Source organism: Kocuria sp. HMSC066H03 (genome assembly GCF_001812045.1).
Classification (GTDB): Bacteria; Actinomycetota; Actinomycetes; order Actinomycetales; family Micrococcaceae; genus Kocuria; species Kocuria rhizophila.
The window spans coordinates 603,796-624,009 of the sequence record NZ_KV807509.1 but is presented as its reverse complement, the minus strand read 5'-3'; the positions used below and the strand labels follow the sequence as shown (position 1 = coordinate 624,009).

Below are 20,214 nucleotides of genomic sequence, written 5' to 3'. Positions count from 1 at the left end.
CCGTGAGGCGGCGCCACCCGGCGTCGTAGAATGGCGCCATCATGACTGACGACGCCTCCACCCTGCACCCCACCGTTCCCGCCGACGCACCCGTGCGCGTACGCTTCTGCCCGTCGCCCACGGGCACCCCGCACGTGGGCCTGATCCGCACCGCTCTGTTCAACTGGGCCTGGGCACGCCACACGGGCGGCACCCTGGTGTTCCGCATCGAGGACACGGACGCCGCCCGTGACTCCGAGGAGAGCTTCCAGCAGATCCTCGACGCCCTGGACTGGCTGGGGATCACCTGGGACGAGGGCGTGAACGTGGGAGGCCCGCACGAGCCCTACCGGCAGTCCCAGCGCGGTGAGATCTACCAGGACGTTCTGGCCAAGCTGGTGGAAAGCGGGTACGTCTACGAGGACTTCTCCACCCCCGACGAGGTCGAGCAGCGCCACCGCGCCAAGGGCGAGGACCCCAAGCTCGGCTACGACAACTACGACCGCGACCTCACGGACGAGCAGAAGGCCGCCTTCCGGGCGGAGGGACGCCAGCCGGTGCTGCGGCTGCGCATGCCGGACGAGGACATCTCCTTCACGGACCTGGTGCGCGGCGAGATCACGTTCAAGGCCGGCTCCGTCCCGGACTTCGTGGTGGCCCGCGCCAACGGCACGCCGCTGTACACCCTGGTGAACCCCGTGGACGACGCCCTCATGGGCATCACCCAGGTGCTGCGCGGGGAGGACCTGCTGTCCTCCACCCCGCGACAGATCGCGCTGTACCGCGCGCTCGTGGCCGTCGGGGTGGCCGAGTTCATCCCCGAGTTCGGACACCTGCCCTACGTCATGGGCGAGGGCAACAAGAAGCTGTCCAAGCGGGATCCGGAGTCCAACCTGTTCCACCACCGGGACAACGGCTTCATCCCCGAGGGCCTGCTGAACTACCTGGCGCTGCTGGGCTGGTCCCTGTCCGCGGACGAGGACATCTTCACGGTCGAGCAGCTCGTGGCGAACTTCGACATCCACGACGTCCTGGCCAACCCGGCCCGCTTCGACGTGAAGAAGGCCACCGCGATCAACGGCACCCACGTGCGCATGCTGGACCCGCAGGACTTCCGCGACCGCCTCGTTCCGTACCTGCAGGCCGCCGGACTGGTGGGGGAGACCCTGACTCCCCGCGAGAACGAGATCCTGGACCAGGCCGCGCCGCTCGTGCAGGAGCGCATGAACCTGCTCGGCGAGACCGAAGGTCTGCTGGGCTTCCTGTTCCGCTCGGACGGCGAGATCGTGGTGGCCGAGGATGCCGCCAAGCAGCTCAAGGAGAGCGCACCGCAGGTCCTCGACGCCGCACTGGCGGCGCTGGAGCCGCTGGAGGACTTCACCGCCGCGGCCATCGAGACCGCACTGCGCGAGGCCATCGTGGACGGGCTGGGCATCAAACCGCGGCTCGCGTTCGGCCCCGTGCGCACCGCCGTGTCCGGCCAGCGGATCTCCCCGCCGCTCTTCGAGTCCCTGGAGATCCTGGGCAGGCAGTCCACGCTCGCGCGCCTGACTGCGCTGCGCGCCCGTCTCGCCCAGGACTGAACGGGCCCGTTGCAGGGCCGCCGGCGCGCGACGCCGTCCGGTCCCCACGCGCTCGACGCCGGACACCGGACCGGGCGGGGACGCACCCTCGGCAGGGGGAGCGGTTCCGCCCGGACCGGTTTGGCAGGGGAGCGCCGAGTGGGTATAGTTATTGCTCGTTGCGCGGCACTGAGCAGCTGAGCCGGGTGACAACCATTGGGATATGGTGTAATTGGCAACACAGCGGTTTCTGGTACCGTCGTTCTAGGTTCGAGTCCTGGTATCCCAGCGCTGATCGCACCCCTCACCTTCTGTGTGGGAACGAGTATGCACGGCAGGTCCTCCGGCCACTCCGGTGGAATTGGACCACGACAGCGTTGATGCTACTGTTTGGTGCGTCAACGAAGGAATGAGCGGAGCACGCGTTCCAGATCATTCTGAAAGTACACGGCCCCATCGTATAGCGGCCTAGTACGCCGCCCTCTCACGGCGGTAACGCGGGTTCGAATCCCGCTGGGGTCACGCAGTGATAGCCCCGGTTTCCTTGGGAAGCCGGGGCTTTCTGCATGCCAGGTCCGGATGGCTCCCTGTGCCGCGCCCGCGCTGCCGGCCGGCCGTGGGGAGTGAGTGGGGGACCGTGACGACTGGCACAATGACCGTGTGAACACTGAGACCACGCCCGCCGTGCCACTCATCGAGGCACTGGAGGAAGCACGCGACCTGCTCCGCGCCACCACTCTGCCGCTGGCCACCGCGAGCGCCCCGCAGCAGCGCGAGAACGCGGCCCGCGCCGTGGCCCAGCTGGACGACTACGTCCTGCCCCGGGTCCGTTCCCTGGACGCACCGCTGCTCGCGGTGGTGGGCGGCTCCACGGGTGCGGGCAAGTCCACGCTTGTCAACGCCCTGGTGGGCCACCCCGTGACGCGCTCGGGCGCCATCCGCCCGACCACGCGGCGGCCCCTGCTGATCCACCACCCGCGGGACGCCGGGGCGTTCACCACCCAGCGGGTGCTGCCGCACCTGGCGCGGGTGCGCGGAACGATGACCGACCCCTCGGAGGCACCGGGGGCGGCCTTCGGCGGCTCCGGCCCCGTGGAGGACACCGGCTCGCTCGTGCTGCTCGGGGACGAGAGCATCCCCGAGGGTCTGGCCATCCTGGACGCACCGGACGTGGACTCGATCTCCGACGAGAACCGGGCGCTCGCGGCCCAGCTGCTCTCCGCCGCGGACCTCTGGCTGTTCGTGACCACGGCCAACCGCTACGCGGACGCCGTCCCCTGGCAGCTGCTGCGCAACGCCGCCGGCCGGGACATCACGGTGGCCGTGGTCCTGGACCGGGTGCAGGCGGCGTCGGCGGCGGAGATCGAGGAGGACCTGCGGCGGATGCTGGATGCCGAGGGGCTGAACGGGGCCCCGATCTTCGTGGTGGAGGAGTCCCCGCTCAACGAGACGGGAATGCTGCCGCCCGCCGCGGTCGCGCCACTGCGGGACTGGCTCGAGGCGCTCGGTGCGGACGCCCACGCGCGCTCGGACATCGCCGCGCGGACGCTCGGCGGCGCCGTGCGCGAACTCGCCGAGACCACGGAGCGCACCGCGGAGGCCGCCGCGGCCCAGGAGCACACCGAGGAGCACCTGCGCCGCGAGGTGACCACCGCCTTCGACGAGGCGCTGCGGGCGGTCGTGGACTCCACGCGCGACGGCACCCTGCTGCGCGGGGAGGTGCTCGCGCGCTGGCAGGACTTCGTGGGCACCGGAGAGTTCTTCCGCGGCCTGGAGGCAGGAATCGGACGGGTGCGGGACCGGATGTCCGCGTTCTTCACGGGCCGACCGGCGCCCGAGGTGCGCGTGGAGGAGGCCATCGAGACGGGCCTGCAGGCGGTGGTCGTGGAGAACACGGCACGCGCCGCCGAGCTCTCGGAGCGGCGCTGGCGGGACGAGCCGGCCGGGCAGGTGCTGCTCGCGGGGCGCGACCTGGCGGCGCTGCCGCCCGAGTTCCCGCAGGAGGTCGCCCAGAGCATCCGGGACTGGCAGTCGGACGTGATGCTCATGATCCAGCAGGAGGGCGCGGGCAAACGCACCCGGGCGCGGGCCATGTCCATGGGTGTGAACGCCCTGGCCGTGATCCTCATGATCGCGGTGTTCTCCACCACGGGCGGTCTCACCGGCCTGGAGGTGGGGATCGCCGGCGGCTCCGGGGTGGTGGGCACCAAGCTGCTCGAGGCGGTGTTCGGTGAGGACGCCGTGCGCCGGATGAGCGAGCAGGCGCGCCGCAACCTGGAGACCAGGATCAGGGCCCTGCTGGACCACCGCGCGCGCACGTTCCTGGACAGGCTCGACGAGCTGGGAGAGCATCCCACGGCGGAGGCGCTGCACGCCGCCGCCGCCCGCCTGCGCACGGAGGGAGAGGCCCTGTGAGCCCCCGCACCCGCACCGCACCCACGCTCTCCGAACGGATCACGGGCCTCGCCACGGCCACGGACATCGCGGAGGGCCGGCTCGACGCCGCCGTGGTCCAGCAGGCCCGGCAGACCCTCGACCGTGCGGGCCAGCGGCGGGCGCTGTCCGCTGACCACACGGTCGTGGGGTTCTTCGGCGCGACGGGATCCGGCAAGTCCAGCCTGTTCAATGCGGTGGTGGGCCAGGAGCTCGCCCGGACGGCCGCCCGCCGGCCCACCACGTCAGCGCCGCTGGCTGCGGTGTGGGGGGACGAGGGCAGCCAGCCCCTGCTCGACTGGCTCGACGTGGCGGAGCGCCACGTGGTCGGCCCGGCGCTGAGCGTGACCTCGGGGCACGGTCGCGGGGCGGCCACCACCACGGGTGGTCTCGTGCTGCTCGACCTCCCCGACTTCGACTCCGTGACCCGCGAGCACCGGGAGATCGTCCAGCGCATGGTGGGTCTCGTGGACGTGGTGGTGTGGGTCGTGGACCCGCAGAAGTACGCGGACGCGGTGCTCCACCAGGACTTCGTCCAGCCGCTCTCCCGCCACGGCGCGGTCACCATGGTGGTCCTCAACCAGGCGGACAGGCTTGCGGAACGGGACGTCCCCACGGTGCTCGGCTCGCTGCGGGAGCTGCTGGCCCAGGACGGGCTGCCCGCCACCGGGTCCAGCGCCCCGGTCGCCGTCTCGGCGCGCACGGGGGAGGGCGTGGACGCACTGCGCGCCCGCATCCACGAGGTGGCCGCCGGGCGGGCGGCCGCGGGTGCGCGTCTGGAAGCGGACGTGGTACACGCCGCGCAGAACCTCGCCCGCGCCGCGGGGGAGGGTGATCCCCACGGGATCGACAAGGATGCGAGCGAGCGGCTCACCGCCGGGCTCGCCCGCGCGGCGGGGATCGACATGGTGGCCGACGCCGCCGCACGCTCGTACCGGCTGCGGGCCGGGCGCCACACGGGTTGGATCGCCACCCGGTGGCTCTCCCGGTTCCGCAAGGACCCCCTCAAGCGGCTGCACATCGAGACCCACGACCGGCACTCGGACCCCGGGGTGCACCGCACCTCCCTGCCGCCCATGAACGCGGCCCAGAAGGCCTCGGCGGACTCCGCGGTGCGTGGTTTCGCGGACCAGGTCTCCCACGGTGCGGGGGAGCCCTGGCGTCGCAGCGTCCGCGGTGCCGCCCGGCGTCACGAGGAGCGGCTGCCCGACGCCCTGGACCAGGCCGTGGCGCGCACGAAGTTCTCCGCACGCACGTCCTCGTGGTGGTGGATCGTGTTCGACGTCCTGCAGTGGCTGGCGATGGCCGTGACCGTCCTGGGCCTGCTGTGGTTGCTCGGGCTGTTCCTCGCGGACTACTTCCAGCTGCAGCTGCCCCCGCCGCCCACGGTGGAGGGCTTCCCCCTGCCGGTGCCCACGCTCATGGTCGTGGCCGGGGTGGTGCTCGCCCTGTTCCTGGCCCTCACCGGCGCGGTGCTCGCCTCCCTCGCCTCCCGCGCACGGGCCTCTCGCGTACGACGCCGCCTGCTGCGGTCCGTGCGCGAGGCCGCAGCAGAGGCGGTGGAGGCCCCGGTGCGCGCCGAGCTCGACGCCCACCAGGAGTTCCGCGAGGCACTCACCCGAGCGGCCACGGCGGTCTGAGACACCGAGCTTCCCCGTGCCGCCCGGCGTTCACGCCGCGCTGACGCGCACGGCCTCCGTGAGCTGGCGGGCGGCCTGGACCACCACGTCCGCGTGCTTCTGACCGGGCTGCTTGGACAGCCGCTCGATGGGACCGGAGATCGAGACAGCGGCGATCACCCGGCCCGAGGGCCCGCGGACGGGGGCGGAGACGGACGCGATGCCCGCCTCGCGCTCGCCGATCGACTGGGCCCAGCCGCGGCGTCGTACCCCGGCGAGCGTGGTGGCGGAGAAGCGGGCGTGCTGCAGACCCTCGATCAGGCGCGCGTGGTCCTCCCACGCCACGAGGACCTGGGCCGCGGAACCGGCCTTCATGGACAGCTGCGTGCCCACGGGGATCGTGTCCCGCAGACCGATGGGCCGCTCGGCCGAGGCCACGCACACGCGCCACTCGCCCTGGCGGCGGAACACCTGGGAGGACTCGCCGGTGCTGTCCCGCAGCTGCAGCAGCACGGGTGCCGCGGCGGAGATGAGCCGGTCCTCGCCCGCGGCGGAGGCGAGCTCCACCAGACGGGAACCCAGGACGAAGCGCCCCTGGACGTCCCGGCCCACGAAGCGGTGGTGGGCCAGGGCGACCGCGAGACGGTGCGCAGTGGGGCGCGCGAGTCCCGTGGCCTCCACCAGGTCCGCCAGGGATGCCGGCCCGGCCTCGAGGGCGTCCAGGATGAGGGAGGCCTTATCGATCACGCCCACCCCCGAGGAGGAGTGCGTGGGCTCGTCGTTCAACCGGGACCCGGTGCCCAGACCACCCAGGGGAGAACCCAGGGGGGCGCCGGTGGGGTCCATCGCGTGCGTGGTGTCCATGCTCCGATAGTGACGTCTCACAATGCGAGAAGCAAGTCCACGGGCTGGAACTGGCCGCGGGCAGCCGGGACGATGGGTCCAGTGGCCGCACCCGTCGGCCGCCCGACGCCCGGGCCCCGCGGACGCCCGGGACCCGAGAGGCAAGGAGAGCAGAGATGAGCACCACGGACACCGCCGCACCGCGCACGCTCGCGGAGAAGGTGTGGGACGACCACCTGGTCCGCCGGGGCGAGGCGGGCCGCCCGGACCTGCTCTACATCGACCTCCACCTGCTCCACGAGGTGACGAGCCCCCAGGCCTTCGAGGGCCTGCGGCTCGCCGGCCGGGGCCTGCGACGCCCGGACCTGACGATCGCCACGGAGGACCACAACACCCCCACCGAGGACATCTTCTCCACCATCGCGGACGAGACCTCCCGCAAACAGATCGAGACGCTGCGCGGCAACTGCGAGGAGTTCGGCGTCCGGCTGCACTCCCTGGGGGACGCCGAGCAGGGAATCGTGCACGTGGTGGGCCCGCAGCTGGGCCTGACCCAGCCCGGGATGACCGTGGTGTGCGGTGACTCCCACACCTCCACGCACGGGGCGTTCGGGGCGCTCGCGTTCGGGATCGGCACCTCGGAGGTGGAGCACGTGATGGCCACCCAGACGCTGCCGCTGGCACCGTTCAAGACTATGGCCGTCACGGTGGAGGGAACGCTCAAGCCGGGGGTGAGCTCCAAGGACATCATCCTGGCGGTGATCGCCAAGATCGGCACCGGCGGCGGTCAGGGGTACGTGCTGGAGTACCGCGGCTCCGCCATCCGGGCGCTGTCCATGGAGGCCCGCATGACCATCTGCAACATGTCGATCGAGGCCGGTGCCCGTGCGGGCATGATCGCCCCGGACGAGGTCACCATGGACTACGTCCAGGGACGCCCCCACGCGCCGCAGGGCGAGGACTGGGACGCCGCCGTGCAGTACTGGCGCACCCTGCACACGGACGAGGGTGCGGAGTTCGACCGGGAGGTCTTCATCGACGCGGACCAGCTGGAGCCGTTCGTCACGTGGGGCACCAACCCCGGCCAGGGTGTGCCGCTGTCGCAGCCCGTGCCGGACCCGGAGGACGCGGGCGACGACAACGCCAAGGACGCCGCCCGCCGCGCCCTGGACTACATGGGCCTCGAGGCCGGCACACCTATGAAGGAGATCCCGGTGGACACGGTGTTCCTGGGCTCGTGCACCAACTCGCGGATCGAGGACCTGCGTGCGGCCGCGGACATCCTGAAGGGGCGCCGCAAGGCGGAGAACGTGCGGATGATGGTGGTCCCGGGCTCCGCGAAGGTCCGGCTGCAGGCAGAGGCGGAGGGCCTGGACCGGGTCTTCCGGGACTTCGGCGCGGACTGGCGTTTCGCCGGGTGCTCCATGTGCCTGGGCATGAACCCGGACCAGCTGGCCCCGGGGGAGCGCTGCGCCTCCACCTCCAACCGCAACTTCGAGGGACGCCAGGGCAAGGGTGGGCGCACCCACCTGGTCTCCCCGGTGGTCGCGGCGGCGACCGCCGTGCGCGGGACGCTCAGCGCACCGTCGGACCTGGAGCCCGTGCGTGAGGAGACCGCGGTGCCCTCCGGGCTCCAGCCCGCCGTCTGACCACCACAGCCGCCCGCAGCACCAGCAGAGAGGGACACAGCCATGGAGAAGTTCTCCACCCACCGCGGCGTGGCCGCCCCGTTGAAGCAGTCCAACGTGGACACGGACCAGATCATCCCCGCCGTCTACCTCAAGCGCATCACCAAGACGGGTTTCGACGACGCCCTGTTCGCCGGGTGGCGCAAGAATCCCGACTTCGTGCTCAACCGTCCGGAGTACGCCAACGCCTCGGTCCTGGTGGCCGGTTCCGACTTCGGCACCGGATCCTCCCGCGAGCACGCGGTGTGGGCGCTGCGCGACTACGGCTTCAAGACCGTGATCTCATCGCGCTTCGCGGACATCTTCCGTGGGAACTCGGGCAAGCAGGGCCTGCTGGCCGCGCAGGTGGACCAGTCGGACGTCGAGCTGCTGTGGAAGCTCATGGAGGAGCAGCCCGGCATCGAGGTCGAGGTGGACCTCGAGGCCCGCACCGTGACCTGCGGAGCCGTGACCGTGCCGTTCCAGATCGACGACTACACTCGCTGGCGGCTCATGGAGGGCCTGGACGACATCGGTCTCACCCTGCAGCGGGAGACGGACATCGAGGCCTACGAGCGGGACAGGCCGAAGTACAAGCCCACCACGCTCCCCGCCAGAGTCTGACAGCCGGCTGGACCGGGAGCCGGTCCGGGCCGGTAGAATGTCGAGGTCCCGTGCGTGTTCCGCGCGCGGGAGATCACTTCCCCCAGATCGGTAGGTCATGACTTCTTTGCGCATCACCGGCGGAGTTCCGCTGACGGGTCAGGTGACGGTACGCGGCGCCAAGAACCTGGTCCCCAAGGCCATGGTGGCCGCGCTGCTCGGCGCCTCGGCCTCCACCCTGGGCAACGTTCCGGAGATCAAAGACGTCGAGGTGGTCACCGACCTGCTGTCGCTGCACGGAGTGGAGGTCACCCGCGACGACGCCCTGGGGCGCCTCACGCTGGACCCCACCAACGTGACGCGGGCGCGCCACGCGGACATCGACGCCCACGCGGGGGATTCCCGCATCCCCATCCTGCTGTGCGGTCCGCTGCTGCACGCACTGGGTGAGGCGTTCATCCCGGATCTCGGTGGCTGCCGGATCGGGGACCGCCCGATCAACTACCACCTGGAGGTGCTGCGCAACTTCGGTGCCAAGGTGGAGAAGCTGGACTCCGGCATCCGGATGAGCGCCCCGCACGGGCTGCACGGTGCCAAGATCGACCTGCCCTACCCCTCCGTGGGCGCCACCGAGCAGGTGCTGCTCACCGCCACGCGCGCCGAGGGCCACACCGAGCTGCGCGGCGCGGCCACCGAGCCCGAGATCATGGACCTGATCGCGATCCTGCAGAAGATGGGCGCGCTCATCACCGTGCAGACGGACCGCGTGATCCGCATCGAGGGTGTTCCCGAGCTCCAGGGCTACGTGCACAGCGCCCTGCCGGACCGCATGGAGGCGGCGTCGTGGGGTTCCGCGGCCCTGGCCACGGGCGGGGACATCTTCGTGGCCGGCGCCAAGCAGGCGGACATGATGACCTTCCTCAACACCTTCCGCAAGGTGGGCGGCGGGCTGGACATCCGTGAGGACGGCATCCGCTTCTTCCACCCGGGCGGGGACCTGAACCCCCTGATCGTGGAGACGGACGTCCACCCCGGGTTCATGACCGACTGGCAGCAGCCGCTCGTGGTGGTGCTGACCCAGGCCAAGGGCGTGTCCATCGTGCACGAGACCGTGTACGAGAACCGCTTCGGCTTCACCCGCGCCCTGAACCGCATGGGAGCGACCATCCAGGTGCACCGCGAGTGCCTGGGCTCCGTGCCGTGCCGCTTCGGGCAGCGCAACTTCCTGCACTCCGCAGTGATCTCGGGACCCACGCCCCTGCAGGCGGCGGACATCAACATCCCGGACCTGCGCGGCGGCTTCTCGCACCTGATCGCGGCGCTCTCCGCCGAGGGCGTGTCCACGGTGACCGGGGTGGAGCTCATCAAGCGGGGCTACGAGCACTTCACCGACAAGCTGGGCGGACTGGGCGCCAACTTCGACGTCACCGAGCAGTGACGCCCGGTGTCCTGAGCGTCCGGCACTGCGGCCGCCGCGCCCCGGTCCTCCCGGGTGCACCGCACACCGCGCGGGTCTCCCGCGCACCGTTGCCCGAGGAGGGGGTCTCCGGATGAGCAGAACGTCGCAACGATCCACGTTCCGGCTGATCGCCGCGGCCGTGATCCCCGCGTACCGCTCGCTCGCGGTGCCGCGCTGGCGAGGCACGGAGAACATCCCCGCGTCCGGCGGCTTCGTGGTGGTCTCCAACCACCTCACGGAGATCGACCCGATCACCGTGGCCTATGCGGTCTACAAGGCGGGCGTGATGCCGCGGTTCCTGGCCAAGGAGTCCCTGTTCCGGGTGCCCGTGCTGGGCCCGGTGCTCACGCGGATCGGGCAGGTTCCCGTCTACCGGGGCACCTCCCGGGCCAAGGACTCCCTGGAGGCCGCCTTCGCGGAGCTGGCCAGCGGGGGAGCGATCATCGTTTACCCCGAGGGCACCATCACGCGCGATCCGCAGATGTGGCCCATGCGCGGGCGCACGGGTGCCGCGCGCCTCGCGCTGCAGGCGGACGTTCCCGTGGTGCCCATGGTGCACTGGGGGGACCAGGAGATCGTCTACCGGGACCCCCAGGGCCACCGCACCGCCAAGCCCTTCCCGCCCAAGCGCGTGGACGGGATCGTGGGTGAGCCCCTGCGTGCCTCCGACCTGGTGCCCGGTGGGCTGAAGCACCCGGGGGAGCCGAGCAGCGAGGAGCTCGCGACCGCCACGGCCACGATCATGGTCACGGTGGCCCGCCTGCTGGGTGAGCTGCGCGGTGAGCCCGCGCCGCAGGAACTGCTCGATCCGCGCGCGCCCCGCCGGGCGGCGTCGTCGGACCCGGGCGACGCCGCGGTGCCCGAGGACGACCTCGGTTCCGCCGGCGGGAGCGTGGCCCCGTGAGCGCGCGTCCGCAGGGACCCGCCAGGATCACGGTGCTCGGCGCCGGATCGTGGGGCACCACCTTCGCCAAGGTCCTCGCCGACGCCGCCGTGGACGCCGGTGCCGAGCGGACCGTGTGCCTGTGGGGCCGTGACCCCGAGGCCGTCGAGCGCATGGCGCGCGAACGGCGCAACGAGCGCTACGTCCCCGGGATCGACCTGCCCGCAGCACTCACGGTCTCGAGCGACCTCTCCGAGGCCCTGGACGGCGCGGACCTCGTGGTGGCCGCGATCCCCGCGCAGGCGCTGCGTGCCCAGCTGGAGATCGCCGCCCCGGCGGTGGCGCCGGACGCGGTGGTGCTGTCCCTGGCCAAGGGCCTGGAGTCCAGCACCGGGCTGCGGATGACCCAGGTGATCGCCGAGGTCCTCGCGGAGGCAACCGGGGTCCCCGAGCAGGACTGGGCCCGGCGCACGTGCGTGCTGTCCGGACCGAACCTGGCCATGGAGATCGCCCGGGAGGAGCCCACGGCCTCCGTGGTGGCGGCGCCGGAGCACGAGACCGCGGCGTGGGTGGCCCGTTGCTGCGCGGCGCCCTACTTCCGCCCGTACACCAACACGGACGTGGTGGGCACGGAGATCGGCGGGCTCGTGAAGAACGTGATCGCCCTGTGCGTGGGCATCTGCGACGGCCGCGAGTACGGGGACAACTCCAAGGCCTCCGTCATGACGCGCGGCCTCGCGGAGACCACGCGGCTCGCCCTGGCCCTCGGTGGCCGCACCACCACCCTGTCCGGTCTCTCCGGCATGGGCGACCTGGTGGCCACGTGCTCGTCCTCCCTCTCCCGCAACCACACGGCCGGCAGGCTCCTGGGCGCGGGGCTGACCCTCGCGCAGGTGCAGGACGCCATGACCCAGACCGCCGAGGGGATCAAGTCCGCCCCCGCCGTGCTGGAGCTGGCACGGCGCCACGGCGTGGACATGCCCATCACGGAGGCCGTGGTGAGCGTGCTGAGGGGCGAGACACCCGTCCACGAACTGGCCCCCCGACTGTTGGGCCGAGACCTGAAATCCGAAGGGAACACCGCATGAGCACCACCCACGAGACCCCGGAGGCCACGGCGGAGGGTGAGAAGCCCTGCATCGCCGTGGTCTTCGGCGGCCGCTCGTCCGAGCACTCCATCTCGCTCATCACCGCCCGGTCCGTGCTGCGCGCGATCGACAGGGACCGCTGGGACGTGGTGAGCGTGGGGATCTCCCCGGACGGCGCGTGGTTCCTGTGCTCCCAGGAGGAGCTCGAGGCGCTGCTGGACGAGCAGCCCATGGCGCAGCTGCCCGTGGGCCCCCACCGCGTGAGCCTCCCGCTGCAGGCCGGGGACAGCCGGCTGCTGATCCACGACACCTCCGAGCACGGGGCTCCGCTGTCCCGCGGGCGGCACATCGACGCGGTGTTCCCGCTGCTGCACGGGCCGTTCGGCGAGGACGGCACGCTGCAGGGCATGCTGGAGCTCGCGGACCTGCCGTACGTGGGGTGCGGCGTGGCGGCGTCGGCCATCGGGATGGACAAGCACTTCATGAAGCTCGCGTTCGAGGCCGCCGGCCTGGAGGTGGGCCCGTACACCGTGGTCCACGACCGCACGTGGCGCACCGATCCGCAGGGCGTGCGCGATCGTGTGGCAGAGCTCGGCTTCCCGGTGTTCGTGAAGCCGGCGCGCGCCGGCTCGTCGTTCGGGATCACGCGCGTGGACGAGCCCTCCCAGCTGGACGCCGCGATCGCCACGGCGCGCGAGCACGACCTCAAGCTCGTGGTCGAGGCCGGCATCGACGGCCGGGAGATCGAGTGCGCCGTGCTGGGCGGGCACGGCACGGACGAGGCCCGAGCCTCCCTGCCCGGCGAGATCGAGGTGCACGGCCACGCCCTGTACGACTTCGAGGCCAAGTACGTGGAGTCCGACGGCGCCACGCTCTCGTGCCCGGCGCGGCTGCCGGAGGACGTGATCGAGACGCTGCGCCGTGACGCCGTGCGCGCGTTCCACGCCGTGGACGGCGAGGGGCTCTCGCGCTGCGACTTCTTCGTGACCCAGGACCAGCGCGTGGTCATCAACGAGATCAACACCATGCCGGGGTTCACGCCCATCTCCATGTACCCGCGCATGTGGGCGGCCTCCGGGATCGACTACAGCACCCTGATCGACGAGCTCATCACCCTGGCCCTGGAACGGCCCGTGGGACTACGCTGACCGGCAACCGCCCCGTGCCAGGGGACTGACGGCAGAGAGGCACACCGTGTGGTGCAAGCGCGCGGACATGATCGTCCACGAGAGCGACCCGTACAACGCCGAACCCCCGCGAGCCGGACTGCACGAGACACTCACCCCGGCGGACTCCTTCTACGTGCGCAACCACGGACCCGTTCCGCAGCTCGACGCCGCGACGTGGACCCTGGAGGTCACCGGACTGGTGGCCGAGCCCGTGCGGTTCACCCTGGAGCGGTTGCGCGAGGAGTTCGCGCACCACACGGTCACTGCCACGATGCAGTGCGCGGGCAACCGTCGGGAGGGGTTCCTGGAGGTCCGTGACGTCCCGGGCGAGGACCCCTGGGGTCCCGGTGCCACGTCCACGGCCCGGTGGACGGGCGTGCGTCTGGCGGACGTCCTGCGCGCGGTGGGCGTCCAGGACTCCGCGGGACACGTGGAGTTCGAGGCGCCGGACGTCTCCGAGATCGCTGACCCTCCCCAGCACTACGGCGGCTCGGTGCCGCTGTCCAAGGCACTGGCGGACGAGGTCCTGCTGGCGTGGGCCATGGACGACGCCCCGCTGCCCGCGGTGCACGGCGGGCCCGTGCGCGTGGTGGTCCCCGGCTGGATCGGGACGCGCAGCGTCAAGTGGGTCACGCGCGTCACGGTGCGCGCCGAGCCGTCCGAGAACTACTTCCAGGCCACCGCGTACCGGGTGCTGGAGCCGGAGGCGGATCCGGACGCGGCGGGGCCGGGGGACGGGATCTCCCTGGGCCCGGTGGCCCTGAACTGCGACATCCTCGCCCCGGAGCCCGGCCAGGCGGTCGGCACCGGGGAGGTACGGATCTTGGGCTACGCGCACGCGGGGGAGGACCGCGGCGTCGCCCGCGTGGACGTCTCCGCGGACGGCGGGCACTCGTGGCAGGCCGCGGAGCTCGGGCCCGAGCCGTCACCGTGGGCGTGGCGGCACTGGGAGACCACCGTGGACCTGGCCGGGCCGGGACCCCACACACTCGTGGCTCGCGCCTGGGACACCACCGGCGCGTGCCAGCCCGAGTCCGCGCGGACGCTGTGGAACCCCAAGGGGTACGTGAACAACTCGTGGGCCCGCGTGCGGGTCAACCAAGCGGGGGATCAGGGCTGAGCCGGCTCCTTCTTCACGTCCGCCACGGACTCGCACGTGCGCTCCTGGGGGATGCTCTGCACGGCGGAGCCGGTGTCCACCAGAGCGGTCGAGGACGGCACGCGCTGCCCGTCGAAGAGCACCTCGACCGCTGGTGAACGGCCGTAGGTCACGGCCCGCCACTGGTTCTCCTGGCCGGGAACCTGCGAGATGAGCCAGTCCACGCCGCTCACATCGGTGCACGGCTCCGTGGTGGGCCCCGGTTCCTCGACGCCGCAGCGCACGATCATGGCGGACGGGTCCCCGTAGGCGGTGGTGCCCTGGCTGGACGTCTCCCGCTGCTCCATGCCGCTGACCTCGTCCGGCATGGCGAGCATCACGGGCGCGCAGTCCGGGTTCGCGGCGTCCGGAGCGGGGTCCACGGTCACGGTGGAGCCGCAGCCGGTGAGCACGACGGCGCTCGTGAGGGCCGCGGCGCCCACGGCCAGGCGGCGTCGTGGGCCGGTGGACGACGCCGCCGGGTGTGTCCCTCCCTGAGCCTCCCCGGTGCACCCGGCCCCGGTGCGCCCGGCCCTGGGGGTCTCCGTCCCCGGGGTTGCTGCGACGCAGGTGGTGGTGCGCGCGGTGGACAGGACGGAGCGGCGTCGGAACGGGGAGACCATGGGGCCCAGGATAGTGGACCGGGCCTCGGAGCCGGGTGGGTGCGCGTGCGCTCCAGCGCGTCGGAGCCGCTGGCTAGGGTGCGGGGTATGACGCACGAGGGCGCTGACACGGCCACGGTCTCCGAGGTGGGTGAGGCGCGCCTGCTGGAGGCCTTCCTCCCCGGGGCCACCACGGACGGACCGCACGTGGAGGTGGGTCCGGGGGACGACTGCGCCGTGGTCACCACCCCGGGGGGACGCGTGGTGATGACCACCGACACCCTCACCCTGGACCAGGACTTCCGGACCGTGTGGCCCAGCGGGGTGCGCACCTCGGGAACGGACCTGGGCCACAAGTGCGCGGCCCAGAACCTCGCGGACGTGGCCGCGATGGGCGCCGTCCCCACGGCCGTGGTCGTGTCCCTGACCCTGCCCGGGGACACGCCCATCGCGTGGGTCACCGAGTTCGCCGCCGGGCTGTCCCGAGCGTTCGAGAACCTCGGTGCGCGCGAGTGCGCCCTGGTGGGCGGCGACCTCGGGAGGGGAGAGGAGCTGTCGATCACCGCCACCGTGCTGGGGCGCTGCGAGCAGAGCCCCGTGCTGCGCAGCGGTGCGCGGACCGGGGGAGTGCTGGTGCACGCGGGCGTGCTGGGGTGCGCGGCAGCCGGGCTCGACGCCCTGCAGAGCCCCGTGCCGGGGAGCTGGGACGCGCTGCCCGCGGACGAGCGGCGGGAGCTGCACACGGCGCAGCTGCGGCCGCAACCACCCGTGACAGCCGGGCGGGAACTCGCCCGGGCCGGCGCCACCGCCATGCTGGACGTCTCCGACGGCCTGCTGAAGGACGCCGGGCGAATCGCACGCGCCAGCGGGGTGCGCATCGACGTCGATCCGGGTGCCCTGGAGCCGGACGTCACCCGGCTGCGGCGGGCCGGGGAGGCCGCCGGGGTGGACCCGTGGCAGTGGGTGCTCACGGGCGGGGAGGACCACGGTCTGCTCGCGGTGCTGCCTGTGGATTCCCGGCTGCCTCCCGGGGTCCGTGCGATAGGCTCGTGTGCGCCCGCGGACCCCGCGGGAGGGCGGCACAGGGACGGGCCCACCCCGGATCCGCGCCCCGGAACGGATGCGCCGAGCCCGGCCGTGACCATTGCCGGACAGGCCCCCGCAGAGTGGCTCGGGCGCGACGTCGTTGAAGGATGGGATCACTTTGAGCCATAAGCCAGGCTCCTCCACCACCGAGGTGCGCGACTGGCTCGACACCGCGCACCGGGAGCTGCGCCGGCACGCGGACGTGCTGGACAACCTCAACGTGTTCCCCGTGGCGGACGCGGACACGGGCTCGAACCTCAGCATCACGGTGGGCCACGCGGCGGAGGCCGCCCACCTCATCGAGGGCAGGGACGTGGGGGAGCTGCTCGTGTACGCGGGGCAGGCCGCGCTCGAGGAGGCGCGCGGAAACTCCGGGATGCTCGCCGCACTCACCCTCACCGCCATGGGAGGCGTGGTGGAGGGCAGCACCCGGCTCACGGCGGAGCAGCTCAAGACCGCGCTCATGGCGGCCCACGTGCGCTGCTCGTCCGCGCTCACCGAGCCCGTCCCGGGCACCATGCTGTCCGTGCTCGACGCCGCCGGCGCCGTCCCGGTCCCCGACACCTCCCCGGACGGCTCCAACCAGCAGCTCGTGGAGTGGCTCGACCTCGTGGTCGCGGCCGCCACGTGCGCCGTGATCGACTCCGTGACCCAGATCCCCGTGCTCGCCGAGCGCGGCACCGTGGACTCAGGGGCCCTGGGCATGCTGATCGTGCTCAGCGCGCTGCGCACCGCGCTCGCGGGCCACCCCGCCGCCGAGGACCCCGTGGTGGAGGTCATCCGTCAGCACACCCACCCCCTCTCGGACACCACCCTCGAGCGTCAGGACGGGTACGAGGTCATGGGCACCATGGACCTCTCCGCCCTGGACGCCGCCGAGCTGCGCCACGAGCTGGACGACGCCGGCAGCAGCGTGATCGTGAGCGCCGTGGGAGACCACGAGGACGGCTACACGTGGCGCGTGCACGTCCACGTGGCAGACCCGGAGACCGCCCTGGACCTGATGCGGGGCCGCGGGACCGCGCGCAACGTCACCGTCACCACCCTCGCGGCGGAGCCCCGGTGACCACCCGGGAGGTGCCCGAGCCGCTGCCCCTGGACATGCCGCCCGGGGACGGTCGCACTGCGCGGACGACCGCTCTGGAACCGCAGGCGGCGCCGTCCCCGGACCCGGGGGCCACCGCAGAGGAGGTCCCCGCCCCGCCCCCCGCGCAGACGCGGGCCCACTCGGCCTTCGTGGGGCTGCTGGACCAGCCGCTCACCCGCTACGTCCCCGGCTCCTCGCCGCGCTCCACCGTGGCCCTGCTCGCCAAGGACCTCGGAATCACCACCGTGGGCCAGCTGCTGGACCACGCACCGCGGCGCTACATCCACCGGGGCAGGATCCAGGCGCTCACGGACCTCGTGGCCGGGGAACGGACGTCGTTCGTGGCCCGCGTGGAGTCCTCCAGCACCCGCCGCATGCGCAGCGATCCCCGGCGCAGTCTCACGGACGTCGTGGTGGCGGATGATTCCGGGGCGCAGCTGAAGATCACGTTCTTCAACGCCTACTCCGCGCAGAAGGACCTCCCGGTGGGGTCCTTGGCCCTGTTCACGGGCAAACCCGAGTTCTACCGGGGTGAGCTGTCCATGACGGGGGCGGACTACGCGCCCGTGGAGACCCCCGAGGCCGTGTCCGGGGCCTCGTCGGAGACCGGTGAGCTGATGCCCATCCCGGTGTACCCGGAGGCCGGCAAGCTGACCACGCCGAGGATCGGCAAGGTGGTGCAGCAGCTGCTGCTCACCGCTGACCTGGACTCTCTCGAGGACCCGCTCTCTCCGGAGCTGCGGGACGCGGAGGAGCTGCCGCCCCTGGGCCAGGCCTACCGGGACCTGCACCGCCCCGAGACGGTCGAGGCGTACGAGCGGGCCCGCCGTCGGTTCCGCTTCCAGGAAGCGTTCGTTCTGCAGACCGAGCTCGTCCGCCGGCGGGCGGAGCACGCGTCCCACCCGGCGGATCCGCGCCCGCCGCGCGAGGACGGAATCCTCGCGAGTTTCGACGCGGCCCTGCCGTTCGCGCTGACCCCTGGACAGCGCGAGGTGGGGGAGCAGATCTCGGACGAGCTCGCGGGCACCGCGCCCATGAACCGGCTGCTGCAGGGTGACGTGGGGTCCGGCAAGACCGTGGTGGCCCTTCGTGCCATGCTGCAGGTGGTGGACCACGGTGGCCAGGCCGCGATGCTCGCACCCACCGAGGTGCTCGCCACCCAGCACTACGAGAAAATCACGGCCGCGCTCGGCCCGCTCGCCGAGCCCGGGCGGCTCGGCGGGGACCCCCTGGCCACGGGCGTCACCCTGCTCACGGGCAGCATGTCCGTGCCCGCGCGGCGCAGGGCCCTGCTGGACATCGCGAGCGGGGCCTCCGGGATCGTGGTGGGCACCCACGCCCTGATCCAGGAGAACGTGCAGTTCGCGGACCTCGGGCTGGCCGTGGTGGACGAGCAGCATCGTTTCGGCGTGGAGCAGCGGGACGCCCTGCGGGGCAAGGCCGCGAGCACACCGCACACCCTCGTGATGACCGCCACGCCCATTCCGCGCACCGTGGCCATGACGGTCTTCGGGGACCTGGACGTCTCCACCCTGCGTGAGCTGCCCGGGGGCCGCCGCCCCATCACCACCCACGTGGTGGGTCTCGCGGAGCACGGGCCCTCGTGGGAGCGCCGGGTCTGGTCCCTCGCCGCGGAGCACGTGGCCGCAGGACGCCAGGTGTACGTGGTGGCACCCAAGATCGGCGACGACGCCGCCCTGCCGCCCTTCGCGTCCCTGCGCGCCTCCCTGGAGGCCCAGCAGGAGGAGCCGGAACCCGCCACTGTGGCGTGGCTCCAGGAGCTCGTGGCGGCCCAGCCCGAGCTGCGCTCCGCGCGGATCGCGGTGCTGCACGGGCGCCAGGACACCGGCACGAAGGCCGGGACCATGGCGGCGTTCGACGCCGGCGAGGTGGACGTGCTCGTGTCCACCACCGTGGTGGAGGTGGGTGTGGACGTGCCCAATGCCACGCTCATGGTGGTGGTGGACCCCGAGCGCTTCGGGATCTCCCAGCTCCACCAGCTGCGGGGCCGGATCGGACGTGGCGAGCACGCGAGCACGTGCCTGCTGGTCACCCGCGTGGCGCCGGACCACCCTGCCCGGGCCCGGCTGGACGCGGTGGCCGCCACCACTGACGGCTTCGAGCTCGCGGAGGCGGACCTGAAGCTCCGCAAGGAGGGAGACATCCTCGGGGCCTCCCAGTCCGGCGGTCGTTCCGGGCTGCGCTGGGTGGGCGCCCTGCGGGACGAGGCGCTCGTGGCACGGGCCCGGAACGCCGCGGAGGCCGTCATCCGGGAGGACCCAGGGCTCGGGAACCACCCCGTGCTGCGGGAGAGCATCGAGCGTGTGCTGGACGAGGACCGACAAGCATTTCTGGAGCGAGGATGACACGCATCATTGCCGGCCGCGCCGGGGGACAGCACCTCAAATCCGTGCCGGGCTCGGCCACCCGGCCCACCACGGACCGCGTCAAGGAGTCCCTGTTCGGCAGGCTGGACGCGTGGGGCATGTGCGAGGACGCCCGCGTGCTGGACCTCTTCGCCGGCTCCGGCGCCCTCGGGCTGGAGGCCGCCAGCCGGGGCGCAGCCACGGTCACGCTCGTGGAGAAGGCGGGAGCCGCGGCCAGGGTGTGCCGGGAGAACGCGGCGCTGCTGGCGGCGTCGTGCCCCGGGGCGAAGATCACCACGGTGCACGCGGGCGTGGCCGGCTATCTCGGGCGGGCTCCCTTCCACCGCTGGGACCTCGTGCTCGCGGACCCGCCCTATCCGCTGGAGAACGAGGAGCTCGCGCGCATGCTCTCGCTGCTCGTGGGGCGGCTGGGTCCGGGCGGGGTGATCGCGGTCGAACGCTCCGCACGCACCGGGGAACCGGCGTGGCCGAAGGGGCTGCGCCGTTTCGAGACCAGCGAACACGGTGAGACGGTCATCTGGTACCTGGAGACGGACGAGGAGTCGGACACGGCCACCACGCAGGACGCGGCCGAGGGCGGTGCCGCGCACGGCTGACGGATCGTCGCCC

At 72.4% G+C, this 20,214-nt stretch carries 16 protein-coding genes and 2 tRNA genes; 16 read left to right on the top strand and 2 right to left on the bottom strand.

Annotated elements, in window-relative coordinates; genetic code table 11:
- Window positions 1-41: 41 nt before the first annotated feature.
- From gltX to HMPREF2833_RS11550, 5 genes are all read left to right on the top strand, one after another.
- Window positions 42-1,562 (top strand): glutamate--tRNA ligase, encoded by a 1,521-nt coding sequence (gltX, locus tag HMPREF2833_RS11570; protein ID WP_070638378.1) that lies wholly within the window; start codon window positions 42-44, stop codon window positions 1,560-1,562.
- Window positions 1,563-1,758: 196 nt separating this feature from the next.
- A tRNA-Gln gene (locus HMPREF2833_RS11565) sits at window positions 1,759-1,830 on the top strand.
- 160 nt (window positions 1,831-1,990) lie between these two features.
- Window positions 1,991-2,063: transfer RNA gene (locus HMPREF2833_RS11560), tRNA-Glu, on the top strand.
- 138 nt (window positions 2,064-2,201) lie between these two features.
- Window positions 2,202-3,956 (top strand): dynamin family protein, encoded by a 1,755-nt coding sequence (locus HMPREF2833_RS11555; RefSeq protein WP_070638618.1) that lies wholly within the window; start codon window positions 2,202-2,204, stop codon window positions 3,954-3,956.
- A complete protein-coding gene (locus tag HMPREF2833_RS11550) occupies window positions 3,953-5,614 on the top strand; it encodes a GTPase (RefSeq protein WP_019308941.1) in 1,662 nt (553 codons plus the stop codon). Before HMPREF2833_RS11555 ends, HMPREF2833_RS11550 begins: the two co-directional genes overlap by 4 nt.
- 30 nt (window positions 5,615-5,644) lie before the next feature.
- On the opposite strand, the gene HMPREF2833_RS11545 is transcribed toward HMPREF2833_RS11550, so the two are convergent.
- A complete protein-coding gene (locus tag HMPREF2833_RS11545) occupies window positions 5,645-6,457 on the bottom strand; it encodes an IclR family transcriptional regulator (protein WP_019308942.1) in 813 nt (270 codons plus the stop codon).
- Window positions 6,458-6,612: 155 nt separating this feature from the next.
- Between HMPREF2833_RS11545 and leuC the strand changes: the two genes are divergently transcribed.
- From leuC to HMPREF2833_RS11510, 7 genes are all read left to right on the top strand, one after another.
- Window positions 6,613-8,085 (top strand): 3-isopropylmalate dehydratase large subunit, encoded by a 1,473-nt coding sequence (gene leuC / locus HMPREF2833_RS11540; protein WP_019308943.1) that lies wholly within the window; start codon window positions 6,613-6,615, stop codon window positions 8,083-8,085.
- Between the two features lie 42 nt (window positions 8,086-8,127).
- Window positions 8,128-8,727, top strand: coding sequence for a 3-isopropylmalate dehydratase small subunit (gene leuD, locus HMPREF2833_RS11535; RefSeq protein WP_019308944.1), 600 nt, complete (start codon window positions 8,128-8,130; stop codon window positions 8,725-8,727).
- A gap of 97 nt (window positions 8,728-8,824) precedes the next feature.
- The gene (gene murA, locus HMPREF2833_RS11530) at window positions 8,825-10,144 is read left to right on the top strand and encodes a UDP-N-acetylglucosamine 1-carboxyvinyltransferase (protein ID WP_019308945.1); all 1,320 of its coding nucleotides are present in this window, start codon (window positions 8,825-8,827) and stop codon (window positions 10,142-10,144) included.
- A gap of 112 nt (window positions 10,145-10,256) precedes the next feature.
- On the top strand, window positions 10,257-11,069 hold the full coding sequence (locus HMPREF2833_RS11525) for a lysophospholipid acyltransferase family protein (protein ID WP_070638375.1): 813 nt from the start codon (window positions 10,257-10,259) through the stop codon (window positions 11,067-11,069).
- The gene (locus tag HMPREF2833_RS11520; protein WP_019308947.1) at window positions 11,066-12,136 is read left to right on the top strand and encodes an NAD(P)H-dependent glycerol-3-phosphate dehydrogenase; all 1,071 of its coding nucleotides are present in this window, start codon (window positions 11,066-11,068) and stop codon (window positions 12,134-12,136) included. Before HMPREF2833_RS11525 ends, HMPREF2833_RS11520 begins: the two co-directional genes overlap by 4 nt.
- Window positions 12,133-13,284: a D-alanine--D-alanine ligase family protein gene (locus HMPREF2833_RS11515; RefSeq protein ID WP_070638372.1), complete on the top strand. Its 1,152-nt coding sequence runs from the start codon at window positions 12,133-12,135 to the stop codon at window positions 13,282-13,284. Before HMPREF2833_RS11520 ends, HMPREF2833_RS11515 begins: the two co-directional genes overlap by 4 nt.
- Before the next feature lie 67 nt (window positions 13,285-13,351).
- Window positions 13,352-14,425, top strand: coding sequence for a sulfite oxidase (locus HMPREF2833_RS11510; RefSeq protein WP_246829139.1), 1,074 nt, complete (start codon window positions 13,352-13,354; stop codon window positions 14,423-14,425).
- Here the strand turns inward: HMPREF2833_RS11510 and HMPREF2833_RS11505 are convergent.
- The gene (locus HMPREF2833_RS11505) at window positions 14,416-15,066 is read right to left on the bottom strand and encodes a DUF3515 family protein (protein ID WP_308302112.1); all 651 of its coding nucleotides are present in this window, start codon (window positions 15,064-15,066) and stop codon (window positions 14,416-14,418) included. The two genes, HMPREF2833_RS11510 and HMPREF2833_RS11505, sit on opposite strands and share 10 nt — an antisense overlap.
- 87 nt (window positions 15,067-15,153) lie before the next feature.
- Here HMPREF2833_RS11505 and thiL point away from each other — a divergent pair, with 87 nt between their 5' ends.
- The 4 genes from thiL to HMPREF2833_RS11485 are packed head-to-tail and all read left to right on the top strand — an operon-like array spanning window position 15,154 to window position 20,201.
- Window positions 15,154-16,260, top strand: a complete 1,107-nt coding sequence (gene thiL / locus HMPREF2833_RS11500) for a thiamine-phosphate kinase (protein WP_070638366.1) — start codon at window positions 15,154-15,156, stop codon at window positions 16,258-16,260.
- Window positions 16,250-17,197 (top strand): DAK2 domain-containing protein, encoded by a 948-nt coding sequence (locus tag HMPREF2833_RS11495; protein ID WP_029603083.1) that lies wholly within the window; start codon window positions 16,250-16,252, stop codon window positions 17,195-17,197. The genes thiL and HMPREF2833_RS11495 overlap by 11 nt, the downstream gene beginning before the upstream one ends.
- Window positions 17,194-19,584 (top strand): ATP-dependent DNA helicase RecG, encoded by a 2,391-nt coding sequence (locus tag HMPREF2833_RS11490; RefSeq protein WP_246829138.1) that lies wholly within the window; start codon window positions 17,194-17,196, stop codon window positions 19,582-19,584. The genes HMPREF2833_RS11495 and HMPREF2833_RS11490 overlap by 4 nt, the downstream gene beginning before the upstream one ends.
- Window positions 19,581-20,201 carry an RsmD family RNA methyltransferase gene (locus HMPREF2833_RS11485; RefSeq protein WP_070638363.1) on the top strand — a complete coding sequence of 207 codons (621 nt, stop codon included), beginning with the start codon at window positions 19,581-19,583 and terminating at the stop codon, window positions 20,199-20,201. Before HMPREF2833_RS11490 ends, HMPREF2833_RS11485 begins: the two co-directional genes overlap by 4 nt.
- Window positions 20,202-20,214: the final 13 nt, after the last annotated feature.

What these genes read in the sequence shown, in the direction of transcription:
- gltX (WP_070638378.1), top strand. Translation starts at nt 42, where the DNA reads ATGACTGACGACGCCTCCACCCTGCACCCCACCGTTCCCGCCGACGCA.
- HMPREF2833_RS11545 (WP_019308942.1), bottom strand. Translation starts at nt 6,457, where the DNA reads ATGGACACCACGCACGCGATGGACCCCACCGGCGCCCCCCTGGGTTCT.
- leuC (WP_019308943.1), top strand. Translation starts at nt 6,613, where the DNA reads ATGAGCACCACGGACACCGCCGCACCGCGCACGCTCGCGGAGAAGGTG.
- leuD (WP_019308944.1), top strand. Translation starts at nt 8,128, where the DNA reads ATGGAGAAGTTCTCCACCCACCGCGGCGTGGCCGCCCCGTTGAAGCAG.
- murA (WP_019308945.1), top strand. Translation starts at nt 8,825, where the DNA reads ATGACTTCTTTGCGCATCACCGGCGGAGTTCCGCTGACGGGTCAGGTG.
- HMPREF2833_RS11525 (WP_070638375.1), top strand. Translation starts at nt 10,257, where the DNA reads ATGAGCAGAACGTCGCAACGATCCACGTTCCGGCTGATCGCCGCGGCC.
- HMPREF2833_RS11515 (WP_070638372.1), top strand. Translation starts at nt 12,133, where the DNA reads ATGAGCACCACCCACGAGACCCCGGAGGCCACGGCGGAGGGTGAGAAG.
- HMPREF2833_RS11510 (WP_246829139.1), top strand. Translation starts at nt 13,352, where the DNA reads ATGATCGTCCACGAGAGCGACCCGTACAACGCCGAACCCCCGCGAGCC.
- HMPREF2833_RS11505 (WP_308302112.1), bottom strand. Translation starts at nt 15,066, where the DNA reads ATGGTCTCCCCGTTCCGACGCCGCTCCGTCCTGTCCACCGCGCGCACC.
- thiL (WP_070638366.1), top strand. Translation starts at nt 15,154, where the DNA reads ATGACGCACGAGGGCGCTGACACGGCCACGGTCTCCGAGGTGGGTGAG.
- HMPREF2833_RS11485 (WP_070638363.1), top strand. Translation starts at nt 19,581, where the DNA reads ATGACACGCATCATTGCCGGCCGCGCCGGGGGACAGCACCTCAAATCC.